Here is a 12,707-nt window from a genome sequence, read left to right on the forward strand (position 1 = left end):
GCTCAGCATGACAAGAGGGGGGCTCAGCATGACAGTTGGTGAGGACTCAGCATGAAAAAAACGGTTAAGAATTTAAACAAATCTTTCACATTATTTGATTTTACAATTGTTATAAAAAACACAATTAAACCTTAAAACGAGAGTGTTCATGAAAATATTGTTTGCCACTTCGGAAGCGCATCCATTGATTAAAACCGGTGGATTGGCGGATGTTTCAGGGAGTTTGCCGGATGCGTTGGCGGCATTGAAGCATAAGGTGCGTCTGGTGTTGCCAGCTTATCGGGATGTGTTGCAAAAAGTACCGGCCAAGAGCGTGCGTAAGGTCGCTGAGTTTGAGGTGGGCGGATGCGGCCGGGAGTTTGTGGCGACCATTTTGCAGGTCAAGGCCGGTGGGGTGGAAGGTATCGATGTGCCGGTTTGGCTGGTGGATATTCCAGAATTGTTCGATCGCTCAGGTAACCCTTATCTGGCCGAGGATGGCACCGATTGGTGGGACAATGGCGAACGTTTTGGAGTGTTTTCCAAGGTGGTGACCGAGCTGGCGATGGACCGAGTCGGTTTGAAGTGGGTGGCCGATGTGGTGCATGTCAATGATTGGCAGACCGGCTTGGTGTCTGCCCTGTTGAGTATGGAAAAGAAACGTCCCAAAACCGTATTTACGGTGCATAACATGGCCTATCCGGGCAACTTTCCGCAGTCGTTGTTTGCGCAGTTGAAACTTCCCCCTTCCCTGTGGGGTATGGAAGGCGTCGAGTTCTGGGGGCATTTCTCCATGCTTAAGGCAGGCCTGCTCAAATCCGATTGGGTGACCACGGTGAGCCCGACCTATGCCAAGGAGATTTGTTTTCCGGAGTTTGCCTACGGTTTCGAAGGGGTGTTACAGAAACGTTTTGAAGAAGGCCGACTGATCGGGATTCTCAATGGCATTGACGAAGAAGTCTGGAACCCGGCAAAAGATGAATTGATCCACAAGAATTACTCGCTGGAAAAAGGTCGGGTGGCCAATAAAAAACGCAATAAGGCCTTTTTGTTAAACGAATTGTCGACCCTTAAAGGGTTGGATGAAAGCGCAATGACCAGCCAGATGGAAAATTGGCTGGAAGCACCGTTGATTGGTCTGGTGGGGCGTCTGGTGGAGCAGAAAGGCATCGATCTGGTGTTGCAAGTATTGCCGGATATGCTCGAACAGACCCAGGCCAATTTCGTGTTTGTCGGAAGTGGAAATAAGGCTTATGAAGCCGAGCTTTCCCGTTATGCCCAACAGTATGCCGATCGCATCTGGACCTATATCGGTTATTCCGAAAGGCTGGCTCATCAAGTGGAAGCGGGAGCGGATCTGTTTTTGATGCCGTCGCGTTTCGAACCTTGTGGGCTCAATCAAATGTATAGCTTGGCGTATGGCACGCCTCCGATTGTCCACCATACCGGCGGACTGGCAGACACCGTTGTCAATGCCACGGATGAACATTTAAAGCAGGGCACCGCTACTGGATTCGTGTTTTACGATCCCAGTCGTTATGCCTTGAAATCGACCTTATTACACGCTTTGCACCTGTTTGGCAAAAAGCGCAGCTGGCAACAGTTGCAGAAAAACGGCATGCAACAGAATTTTGGCTGGAAGGCCAGCGCAAAGCATTATGTGAAACTGTATTCAGAGGAAAAATGAGATGCCAAGTTCAATTGAAGCCAAACGCATGGAGCTGATCGCCGACATGTTGCAACATGTGGGCATGGAGAAAGAGGACATTGAGACCGATTTCCTGAAGTACCTGTGCCACACCCTGGGACGCAACATCAGCTCGGAAGACTATTACCTGTTCAAGGCGCTCTCCTATGCCACACGCGACCGTCTGATGACCCACTGGAAATGCACCTGGGAAGCCTACAACGCCAAGAAACTGAAAAAAGCCTACTATCTGTCGATGGAGTTTCTGATCGGGCGTTCCCTGACCAATAACCTGTTGAACCTAGGAATCGAAAATGAAACCGAACAGGCCATGTATGATCTGGGCTTGAGTCTGGAAGAGATTGAAGAGACCGAACGCGATGCCGGTTTAGGCAATGGTGGTTTGGGGCGTTTGGCGGCCTGCTTCATGGACAGCTGCGCCACCTTGCAGCTGCCGGTGATGGGTTACGGCTTGCGTTACGAGTACGGCATGTTCCGCCAAATCATCAAAAACGGGTATCAGGTTGAGGAACCCGATCACTGGCTGGGCATGGGGCCTTACCCGTGGGAAATTCAACGTGCCGAATACACCCAGGTGGTCAAATTCGGCGGCGAATCGCGCCAGTACATCGACCCGGTGACCGGAGAAAGAACGGCGCACTGGGAGCATGCCGAAGTGGTGCTGGCGGTGCCGTTTGACGTGCCGATTCCCGGTTTTAAAAACAGCACCGTCAACACCTTGCGCTTGTGGTCGGCGATGGCTCAGGAAGGGTTCAATCTTTCCGAATTCAACGCCGGTTCATACGATGAAGCCGTTGCCAGCAAAGCATCTGCCGAGAATATCACCATGGTGCTCTACCCGAACGACAGCAGTGAGAACGGCAAAGAACTGCGCTTGAAACAGCAGTATTTTTTGGTCTCCGCCAGTTTGCAGGATGTGGTTCACCAGTGGAAAAAACGTTACGGCAATTTCGACGATTTTGCCGAATACAATGCCTTTCAGTTAAACGATACTCATCCGAGTTTAGCGGTGGCCGAATTGATGCGTCTGTTGGTGGATAAGGAAAAACTTGGTTGGGAGGAGGCTTGGACGATCACCTCTAAAACCATGGCCTACACCAACCATACCTTGTTGCCCGAGGCGCTTGAAAAGTGGCCGGTGAGTCTGTTTTCAAGACTGTTGCCACGCCCGTTGGAAATCATTTACGAAATCAATCGTCGTTTTCTGATTGAAGTGGCGATGAAGTGGCCGGGCGATACCGATCGTCAGCGTCGTATGTCGATCATCGATGAGCACAATAATGTCAGTATGGCGTATTTGGCGATTATCGGCAGTCACTCCGTCAACGGCGTGGCCGCTTTGCATTCGCAACTGTTAAAAGACGGTTTGTTCAACGATTTTTACCAGTTGTGGCCGGAAAAATTCAACAACAAAACCAACGGCGTCACCCAGCGTCGCTGGTTGGCAGGATGCAATCCGGGCTTGCGTAGCCTTCTGAAAGAGCACATTGGCGAAGGCTGGATCACCCAGCTGACCGAACTCAAGAAGATCGAACCTCTGGCCGAGGATTCCGAATTCCAGAAGGCCTGGTATGAGGTTAAGCAGACCAATAAACAGCGTTTGGCGGATATGGTCAAAAAGGAGACCGGGGTCGAGTTGAATGTCGAGTCGATGTTTGATGTTCAGGTCAAGCGCATCCATGAGTACAAACGCCAGTTGTTGAATGTATTGCATGTGATTCATCTGTATTCGCGCATCAAACGCGGCGATGCCGAGAACTGGACCAATCGCAGCGTGATTTTTGGCGGCAAGGCCGCGCCGGGTTACGCCATGGCAAAACAGATCATCAAACTCATCAATAACGTCGCGGCGGTGGTTAACGCCGATCCGGATGTGGGGGACAAGTTGAAGGTGGTGTTTTTCCCCAATTACCGTGTCTCCGCTATGGAGGTGATCTGCCCGGGAACCGATCTGTCGGAACAGATCTCCACCGCCGGTAAGGAAGCGTCGGGAACCGGGAACATGAAGTTCATGATGAACGGGGCCCTCACTATCGGCACGCTGGACGGAGCCAATGTGGAGATTCACGAAGCGGTCGGCGACGAAAACTTCTTCCTGTTCGGTTTGCATACGCCGGATGTGGAAGCCTTGCGCGGCGAGTACCACCCGCAAAGCTACATTGATCAGAATTACGATTTGCAGGCGGTCATGGGCTTGTTGGAATCCGGGCACTTCAATCAGTTTGAACCGGGAATCTTCAATGAGATTATCCAGTCGATAAAAAGCCCGAGCGATCCGTGGATGACCTTGGCCGATTTCCAGAGTTACGTGACCGTTCAGGATGAGGCCGCACAGGCCTATCAGAATCGTCAAAACTGGGTGAAGAAAAGCATCATCAACTCCGCTCGTAGCGGCATCTTCTCCACCGACCGCACCATGCAGGAATACAATGAGGATATCTGGCATTTAACGCCCTTGACAGAAGAACAGTTGGATTCTTGTATGAGAGTATAAGGGTCAGACATCCAGAGTTTTATTCTATGTCACCCTGAGCTTGTCGAAGGGTCTCCAGCCGCCGTGCACACTATTGGAAGATGCTTCGTGAGGCTCAGAAAGACACGAATATTGTCATCCCGAGCGAAGTCGAGGGATCTCTAACCACCAGCAAGTGCCCTTGGAGTGCTCAGCATGCCGCTACTTTTCACTCTGAATAAATGCGTATTATTTTAATATCCGCCAAAAAACACACTTATGACATGGTATAATTTTCCACTTATATGTTTTAGACGGTTTTTGGAAGAAAGTGTATGTGCGGAATTGTAGGCGGAGTCGCTGAGAGAAACATTGTTCCCATTCTATTGGAAGGACTCAAAAGGCTGGAGTATCGCGGTTACGACTCCTCCGGTATCGCCATTTTGGATACAGAAGAGCAGATTCAGCGCATCCGTTCGCTGGGTAAAATCAAAAACCTCGAGCAAAAGATCAAGACAATAGATGCCAGCAATTTAGTGGCTAGGCGACGTGATGATCAAAACTTTCAAGGCAAGATAGGTATTGCCCACACTCGTTGGGCCACGCACGGTGTGCCTGCCGAAAACAATGCCCATCCTCACATCTGCAATAATCGGGTTGCCGTGGTGCATAACGGCATCATAGAAAACTACCAACAGCTCAAAACCCAACAGCTGGAACAGGGTTACCGCTTTACCTCGGAAACCGATACCGAAGTGGTGGCGCATTGCGTGCATCGTGAATTGGTTAATGTCATCAATAATATCACCCTGAGCAATACTACCTCTGTCAGCCCTAACGTTACCCCAACTGTCATCCCGAGCGAAGCCGAGGGATCTCCAACCGACAATACACAACAGCAAAAGATCCTTCGGCAAGCTCAGGATGACAGTGACCTACTATTACAGGCCGTAACCAATGCCCTAAAACACTTTGAAGGCGCTTATGCATTGGGTGTCGTCGCCACCGATGATCCAGATACCCTGATTGCGGCACGTAAAGGAAGCCCTTTGGTCATCGGAGTCGGAATCGGCGAACATTTCATCGCCTCCGATGTCTCCGCGCTTTTACCGGTGACGCAAAGCTTCATTTTTCTGGAAGAAGGGGATGTCGCCAAAATCACCCGTGAAGTGGTGACGATTTATGATGTCAATGGTGAGCAAGTGGAGCGTCCCGTCAAAATTTCCAACCTCACGGCTCATGCAGTCGAGTTGGGTGAGCACCGCCACTACATGCACAAAGAGATTTTCGAGCAACCGCAGGCGGTGATTGATACCTTGGAAGGGCGCATCACACAAGATCATGTTTTAGTGTCTGCATTCGGCTATGAAGCCGAGGCCATTTTCAAAACCATTCAACAAATCCAAATCATCGCCTGCGGCACCAGTTATCACTCCGGCTTGGTGGCCAAATACTGGTTCGAAGACATCGTTGGTGTACCGTGTCAGGTCGAAGTCGCCAGCGAATACCGCTACCGCAATCCCGTCATTCAAGACAATACCCTGTTTGTCACCATCAGCCAGTCCGGCGAAACGGCCGATACCTTGGCCGCTTTGCAACAGATCAAGCTGCTTAAGAAAGTCAAAAACATCCCAACCCTCACAATCTGCAACGTCCCGGAATCCAGTCTGACCCGTGAAAGCGATTTAACGTTCCTGACCCATGCCGGACCGGAAATCGGCGTGGCCTCCACCAAGGCGTTTACCACCCAGTTGGTAGCCCTATCTTTGTTGCTCACGGCGGTTGGTAAATCAATGAGTCTGATGTCAGAAGAACAAGAGCAGAAAATCGTGCACGGCCTGCAAAAACTACCAGGCCTGATCAGAAAGGCTTTGCAGCATGAAGAGAAGATCATTGAAATCGCCCAGTGTTTTGCTGAAAGGGAAAGTGCGTTGTTTCTAGGGCGCGGCACTATGTACCCCATTGCCATGGAAGGTGCGTTGAAACTCAAAGAAATCAGTTACATTCACGCCGAAGCCTATCCCGCAGGTGAACTCAAACACGGGCCTTTGGCCTTGATTGATGAGCACATCCCGGTGGTGACCATCGCGCCGCATGACGACCTGCTCGAAAAGCTCAAATCCAACCTGCAAGAAGTCAAAGCCCGCGGCGGCCAGATGATTGTGTTTGAGGATGAGCAATCCAATATCAGTTCTGAACCAGGGTTTAGGGTCATTAAGGCTACGACTAACGTAGGGCGTATCACCGCACCGATTACCTTCAACGTTCCATTGCAGCTACTGAGTTATCATGTTGCTTTGATTAAAGGTACAGATGTGGATCAGCCTAGAAATTTAGCGAAATCAGTAACGGTAGAATAAGTAGAGAATAATGAAGATATTAATAACAGGAACAGCAGGGTTCATAGGATTCCATCTTGCCAATAAACTTATCGCACGTGGTGATGAGGTTGTAGGTTTAGATGCGATTAATGATTACTACGATCAAAATGTTAAATATGGTCGCCTTGAGTTTGCAGGGATTGATCAATCTCAAATTGAATATAATAAGTTAGTTAAATCGTCTAAAAACCCAAACTATCGTTTTATTCAGCTTCAGTTAGAAGATAAAGAAAATCTCTATAAACTATTTGAAGCTGAAAAGTTTGACGCAGTATGTAATCTAGCGGCACAAGCTGGTGTGCGCTATTCAATTGAAAACCCAATGGCGTATATTGATGCCAATATTGTCGGTTTTATTAATATATTGGAAGCTTGTCGTCACTATGGTGTAAATAACTTGTCGTACGCATCCAGCTCCTCGGTTTATGGGTTAAATGAATCCTATCCTTTTTCGACATCAAATAATGTTGACCATCCAATGAGTTTGTATGCAGCTTCTAAAAAATCAAATGAGTTGATGGCGCATACCTATTCTCATTTATATGGGATTTCTACAACAGGTCTTCGGTTTTTTACTGTATATGGCCCTTGGGGTCGCCCAGATATGGCGTTGTTTTTATTCACCAAGGCAGCGCTTAAAGGTAAGCCCATTAAAGTTTTCAATAATGGTGAAATGCTTAGGGACTTCACTTATGTGGATGACATTGTAGAAGGCATCACTCGTGTGATTGATAATCCTGCACAGCCTAACACGGAATGGTCAGGCAATAATCCAGACCCTTCGACCTCTTCAGCGCCGTATAAGATATATAACATTGGTAATAATAATCCAGTAAAACTTATGGATTTTATAGAAGCGATTGAAAAGGCCTTAGGTAAAACGATTGAAAAGCAAATGCTCCCTCTTCAAGCCGGTGATGTGCCAGCAACTTATGCTAATGTTGATGATTTAGTTGAGAATTTGGGTTACAAACCAAGTACGCCAGTTCAACAGGGTATTGATAACTTTGTTGCCTGGTACAGAGATTTTTTTAAAGTTTAGTAAAAGTTATTTAAGATTGAATTAAGGAAACAGAATGTCTGACTATAAAATTGCAGTTATTGGTCTAGGTTATGTAGGTTTACCACTTGCCGTTGAATTTGCGAAAAAATATTCGACTATTGGTTTTGATATTGCACAGTGGCGAGTCGATGAGTTAAACCAAGGGCACGATCGAACTTTAGAGGTGGAAGACGATTATTTGGCAAAAGTTAATAAAGAGTGCGGCTTTAAATCTACTGCAAGTCTTGACGAAATCAAAGACTGCAATGTTTATGTTGTAACCGTTCCAACCCCGATTGATAAAAACAAACGACCAGATTTAACGCCTTTAATCAAAGCTTCTGAGTCGGTTGGTAAAGTGCTTAAAAAAGACGATATCGTCATTTACGAATCAACAGTTTACCCAGGCGCGACTGAAGAAGATTGTGTACCAGTATTAGAAGAATTCTCTGGATTAACATTCAATAAAGATTTTTATTGTGGTTATTCACCAGAACGAATCAATCCTGGCGACAAGGTGCACACGGTTACTAAAATCAAAAAAGTCACATCAGGCTCTACACCCGAAATTGGTTTGAAAGTAGACGCACTTTATAAAGAAGTCATTACAGCAGGCACGCATCTAGCACCAACCATGAAGGTTGCTGAGGCGGCTAAAGTCATTGAAAACTCTCAGCGTGATTTGAATATTGCCTTTGTAAATGAGCTGGCGGTTATCTTCAATAAGATGGGCATTGACACCAGTGCAGTTTTGGAAGCGGCGGGCACCAAGTGGAACTTTCTACCATTCAAACCAGGCCTAGTCGGTGGACACTGTATCGGGGTTGATCCATATTACCTGACCCACAAAGCACAAGAAATTGGGTATAACCCAGAGATTATCTTGGCTGGTCGTCGCCTGAACGACAATATGGGTGTTTATGTGGCTAACCAAGTTATTAAGTTGATGATTAAAAAAGGTCAGAAGATTGAAGGGGCTAAAGTCTTAGTGTTAGGGATTACTTTCAAAGAAGATTGTCCAGATATCCGTAACTCAAAAGTAATTGATGTCATTAATGAATTAAAAGATTTTGGTACACAAGTTGACATTTACGACCCTTGGGCTGAGGCAGATGAAGTTAAGGAAGAGTATGGTGTTGATCTCTTGGCCAAAACTGTTCAGCCAAATTATAAAGATTACCAGGCCATTGTTTTAGCCGTATCTCACAAAGAGTTTGAAAATATCTCTTTAACAAAGAATGATCACCAGGTGATTTATGACGTTAAAGGGTTTTTAGAAAGTGCAGATGCAAGGCTTTAATTTAATGGCAAGTAAAAAAGTTTTAGTCACCGGTGGCGCAGGCTTTATTGGTTCTGCCGTTATAAGGCATTTAATCGATGATACAGACCATTCGGTTGTTAATGTCGATAAACTTACCTACGCGGGGAATTTAGAGTCGCTTAACAGTGTTAGCGATAATCCACGGTATGCTTTTGAGCAAGTCGATATTTGTAATGGCGTAGAATTAAAGCGTGTATTTGCAGAATATCAGCCTGATGTGGTAATGCATCTGGCGGCAGAATCACACGTAGACCGTTCTATTGACGGCCCAGGTGAATTTATCCAAACCAATATCGTCGGAACCTACACTTTGTTGGAACAAGCACGAACCTATTGGATTCAACTCGAAGGCGACAAAAAGGCAAGCTTCCGCTTTCATCACATTTCTACCGACGAAGTATATGGTGACCTACCGCACCCGGAAGATGACATCCTGAGCGCTAACCCGGCTGTCATCCCGACCGAAGCGGAGGGATCTCTAGCCGGCAAAAACCTACCGCTTTTTACAGAAAAAACGGCCTATGCCCCTAGCTCACCTTACAGTGCCTCCAAGGCAGGCAGTGATCATTTAGTAAGAGCGTGGCAACGAACTTACGGCCTGCCAACCCTAGTCACCAACTGCTCAAACAACTACGGCCCATATCATTTTCCGGAGAAACTCGTTCCGTTAATGATTTTGAATGCTCTTGAAGGCAAGCCCCTGCCGGTTTATGGCAAAGGCAATCAAATCCGAGATTGGCTTTATGTCGAAGACCATGCCAGGGCACTGGTTCTCGTAGCCACACAAGGCAAAGTAGGCGAAACCTACAATATCGGTGGCCACAACGAAAAACAAAATATTGAAGTGGTCAAAACCATTTGCGATATTTTGGATGAACTGGTTCCACCTCAAAACGTCATCCCGAGCGAAGTCGAGGGATCTTCAAACGGTGCTAAGCCAATTAATTCTTATCAAGAATTGGTTACTTATGTAAGTGATCGCCCTGGCCATGATATGCGCTATGCCATTGATGCCAGCAAAATCCAACGCGAACTCGGCTGGACACCACAAGAGACCTTTGAATCCGGCATCCGTAAAACCGTGCAATGGTATTTAGACAACCAAGCCTGGTGCCAACATGTGCAAGACGGCAGTTATCAAAGACAAAGATTAGGAAGTAAACAATGAAAGGCATCATCCTAGCTGGAGGCAGCGGCACACGACTCTACCCCATTACTAAAGGTGTATCCAAACAGCTCCTGCCTATTTACGATAAACCGATGATCTACTATCCCATCTCGGTACTCATGTTGGCGGGGATTCAAGACATCCTGATTATCACTACACCTGAAGATCAAGCTGGATTCATCCGTATGCTTGGCGATGGTTCAGAATTTGGTATTAACCTAACTTATGCCGTGCAGCCAAGTCCGGATGGATTAGCCCAAGCTTTTACCATTGGCGAAGAGTTTATTGGCAATGACAGCGTATGCCTTGTTTTGGGTGACAACATATTTTGGGGCCAGGGGTTCACTCCAATTCTCAAACGTGCGGCACACCGTCAAACAGGTGCGACTGTTTTTGGGTATCAAGTAAAAGACCCAGAACGTTTTGGTGTAGTGGCTTTTGATGAAAACCAAAAAGCAATCAGCATTGAAGAAAAACCAGAAGAACCAAAATCCAACTTCGCTGTGACTGGACTGTACTTTTATGATAATGATGTCGTCGAAATGGCAAAAAATGTTAAGCCTTCTCACCGTGGTGAGCTAGAAATCACCACCATCAATCAAATGTACATGGAACGTGGTGATTTGAATGTTGAGTTGTTGGGGCGTGGTTTTGCCTGGCTAGATACCGGTACCCACGAAAGCTTGTTAGAAGCGGCCATGTTTGTTGAAACCATAGAAAAACGCCAAGGCTACAAAATCGCCTGTTTAGAGGAGATTGCATGGCGCAATGGATGGTTAAGCGATGAACAAGTTATGCAAACAGCCAAGGCACTTTCCAAAAACAGTTATGGGGAGTATTTAAGTGATTTGCTCAAAGGCGAACTAAAGTGATACCCGTCACTAAGTCTTATTTACCAAATAAAAAAAAATACAAAACTTATGTGGATCGTATTTACGAATCTGCCTGGTTAACCAATAACGGTTCTTTGTTAAGAGAGCTTGAACAGCGGTTGGCTGAATATTTAGGCGTAAAGCATTTGATCTGTGTGGCCAACGGGTCACTAGCCCTGCAATTAGCTTACAAGGCACTCGATTTAAAAGGTGAAGTCATTACCACGCCCTTTAGCTTTGCCGCCACCACCAGCACGCTGGCTTGGGAGGGCTTGACGCCAGTATTTGCTGATATTGACCCTAACACATTTAACCTTGATCCAAACAATATTGAGCCATTGATTACCAAAGACGCCAGCGCAATTGTACCGGTACATGTGTTTGGCAATCCTTGTCAGGTTGAAGTAATCCAAGCCATTGCCGATAAACACAACCTAAAAGTCATTTACGATGCCGCCCACGCCTTTGGCACAGACTATACCGACCAAAACGGCCATACCCAAAGCGTGCTCAACTACGGTGACATCAGCACCATTAGTTTTCACGCCACCAAACTCTTTCACACCATCGAAGGCGGGGCGGTCATTACCAATGACGATGACATCGCCAGAAAAGTCCGACTACTGATTAACTTTGGTATTACCGGTCCCACCACCATTGAATCGGTCGGCACAAATGCCAAAATGAACGAATTTGAAGCGGCAATGGGTTTATGCGTGCTCGATGAAATCGAGACCATCAAAAGCGAACGCCAACGAATATGGCAGACCTATCAACAACAATTATCAGGCTTGGTGCAATTCCAACAATGGAATCCAAAAAGCCAAAACAACCATGCCTATGCGCCCGTTTTATTTGAAAGCGAAGCACAACTGCTTCAAGTCGAAGCCAAGTTGAAAGAAAACAACATTCTCGCAAGACGCTACTTCTACCCAAGCTTAGATACATTAGATTACCTAAAAAATAACCAGGCCTGCTTAAACTCAAGAGATATTGCCAGTCGGATTTTATGTTTGCCTATTTATCCTAGCTTGTTAGTTGAGCAGCAACAAAAAGTCATAGATATTTTAAAGGGTGGGTTATGATCTGTTCAGTAATGCAGCCCTATTTATTCCCGTATATAGGTTATTACCAACTGGTACAGTCGGCAGATGTGTTTATTTTTTATGATGATGTTACATTTATTAAACAGAGTTATATAAATCGTAATTCAATTTTAGTAAATGGCAAACAACAGCGATTTACCCTCCCTGTACCAAAATTATCCTCAAATATTTTGATACAGGACTTACTTTATGGTCAGGATAGAAAAGTATTAAAATCCATTAAACAGTCCTATTCAAAAGCACCATTCTTTAAAGATGTATATCCAATTATTGAATGTGTGTTTAACCAGCAGAACCGGTCAATTAATCACGTAAATCGACTGAGCATAGAGTCGGTTTTTAAGTACTTAGGCGTTGAAAAGCAACTCTTTAATGCAAGTGAACTCGATTACAATAGAGAATTAGATAGGGCTGATAGGCTTATTGAATTGTGTAAGCACTTCGGTTGTAAAGAATATATCAATTCACCTGGTGGTCGTGAATTGTATGAACCTCAATACTTTACTGAACATGGTATTAAACTCGGGTTTATTGAAAATATGCAAACGCAATATCAACAATTAAAGTCTGATGAATTTGTACCTTATCTTTCAATAATTGATGTGTTAATGAATTGCAGTAAAGACCAAGTTATTGAAATGTTAAATAACTATGAAGTCTCACCAATCTAATGAGAAA

Annotated in this window: 9 protein-coding genes; all 9 read left to right on the forward strand. The window is 45.8% G+C overall.

Features of this window, described 5'->3' with window-relative positions; all coding sequences use genetic code 11:
- Nucleotides 1-148 precede the first annotated feature (148 nt).
- The 9 genes from glgA (at nt 149) to B076_RS0103000 (ending at nt 12,700) form a co-directional block, all read left to right on the forward strand.
- Nucleotides 149-1,666, forward strand: a complete 1,518-nt coding sequence (gene glgA, locus B076_RS0102960) for a glycogen synthase GlgA (protein ID WP_028485991.1) — start codon at nt 149-151, stop codon at nt 1,664-1,666.
- A 1-nt stretch (nt 1,667) separates the two neighbouring features.
- Nucleotides 1,668-4,181 carry a glycogen/starch/alpha-glucan phosphorylase gene (locus tag B076_RS11970; protein ID WP_038150373.1) on the forward strand — a complete coding sequence of 838 codons (2,514 nt, stop codon included), beginning with the start codon at nt 1,668-1,670 and terminating at the stop codon, nt 4,179-4,181.
- Between the two features lie 293 nt (nt 4,182-4,474).
- Nucleotides 4,475-6,499: a glutamine--fructose-6-phosphate transaminase (isomerizing) gene (gene glmS, locus B076_RS0102970; RefSeq protein WP_028485992.1), complete on the forward strand. Its 2,025-nt coding sequence runs from the start codon at nt 4,475-4,477 to the stop codon at nt 6,497-6,499.
- Between the two features lie 10 nt (nt 6,500-6,509).
- Nucleotides 6,510-7,562 carry an NAD-dependent epimerase gene (locus tag B076_RS0102975; protein ID WP_028485993.1) on the forward strand — a complete coding sequence of 351 codons (1,053 nt, stop codon included), beginning with the start codon at nt 6,510-6,512 and terminating at the stop codon, nt 7,560-7,562.
- A 34-nt stretch (nt 7,563-7,596) separates the two neighbouring features.
- Nucleotides 7,597-8,862 carry a nucleotide sugar dehydrogenase gene (locus B076_RS0102980; protein WP_028485994.1) on the forward strand — a complete coding sequence of 422 codons (1,266 nt, stop codon included), beginning with the start codon at nt 7,597-7,599 and terminating at the stop codon, nt 8,860-8,862.
- A gap of 4 nt (nt 8,863-8,866) precedes the next feature.
- Entirely contained in the window at nt 8,867-10,051 is a 1,185-nt protein-coding gene (locus B076_RS0102985) for a dTDP-glucose 4,6-dehydratase (protein WP_038150712.1), read from the forward strand.
- A complete protein-coding gene (rfbA, locus tag B076_RS0102990) occupies nt 10,048-10,923 on the forward strand; it encodes a glucose-1-phosphate thymidylyltransferase RfbA (protein ID WP_028485996.1) in 876 nt (291 codons plus the stop codon). The genes B076_RS0102985 and rfbA overlap by 4 nt, the downstream gene beginning before the upstream one ends.
- Nucleotides 10,920-12,008: a DegT/DnrJ/EryC1/StrS family aminotransferase gene (locus B076_RS0102995; RefSeq protein WP_028485997.1), complete on the forward strand. Its 1,089-nt coding sequence runs from the start codon at nt 10,920-10,922 to the stop codon at nt 12,006-12,008. Before rfbA ends, B076_RS0102995 begins: the two co-directional genes overlap by 4 nt.
- A complete protein-coding gene (locus B076_RS0103000) occupies nt 12,005-12,700 on the forward strand; it encodes a WbqC family protein (RefSeq protein ID WP_028485998.1) in 696 nt (231 codons plus the stop codon). The genes B076_RS0102995 and B076_RS0103000 overlap by 4 nt, the downstream gene beginning before the upstream one ends.
- Nucleotides 12,701-12,707: the final 7 nt, after the last annotated feature.

The sequence above is a fragment of the Thiomicrorhabdus chilensis DSM 12352 genome (assembly GCF_000483485.1).
GTDB lineage: Bacteria > Pseudomonadota > Gammaproteobacteria > Thiomicrospirales > Thiomicrospiraceae > Thiomicrorhabdus > Thiomicrorhabdus chilensis.

Excerpts from the sequence above, each read along its gene's own strand:
- B076_RS0103000 (WP_028485998.1), top strand. The coding sequence starts at position 12,005 with ATGATCTGTTCAGTAATGCAGCCCTATTTATTCCCGTATATAGGTTAT.
- rfbA (WP_028485996.1), top strand. The coding sequence starts at position 10,048 with ATGAAAGGCATCATCCTAGCTGGAGGCAGCGGCACACGACTCTACCCC.
- B076_RS0102980 (WP_028485994.1), top strand. The coding sequence starts at position 7,597 with ATGTCTGACTATAAAATTGCAGTTATTGGTCTAGGTTATGTAGGTTTA.
- B076_RS0102975 (WP_028485993.1), top strand. The coding sequence starts at position 6,510 with ATGAAGATATTAATAACAGGAACAGCAGGGTTCATAGGATTCCATCTT.
- glgA (WP_028485991.1), top strand. The coding sequence starts at position 149 with ATGAAAATATTGTTTGCCACTTCGGAAGCGCATCCATTGATTAAAACC.
- B076_RS11970 (WP_038150373.1), top strand. The coding sequence starts at position 1,668 with ATGCCAAGTTCAATTGAAGCCAAACGCATGGAGCTGATCGCCGACATG.
- B076_RS0102985 (WP_038150712.1), top strand. The coding sequence starts at position 8,867 with ATGGCAAGTAAAAAAGTTTTAGTCACCGGTGGCGCAGGCTTTATTGGT.
- glmS (WP_028485992.1), top strand. The coding sequence starts at position 4,475 with ATGTGCGGAATTGTAGGCGGAGTCGCTGAGAGAAACATTGTTCCCATT.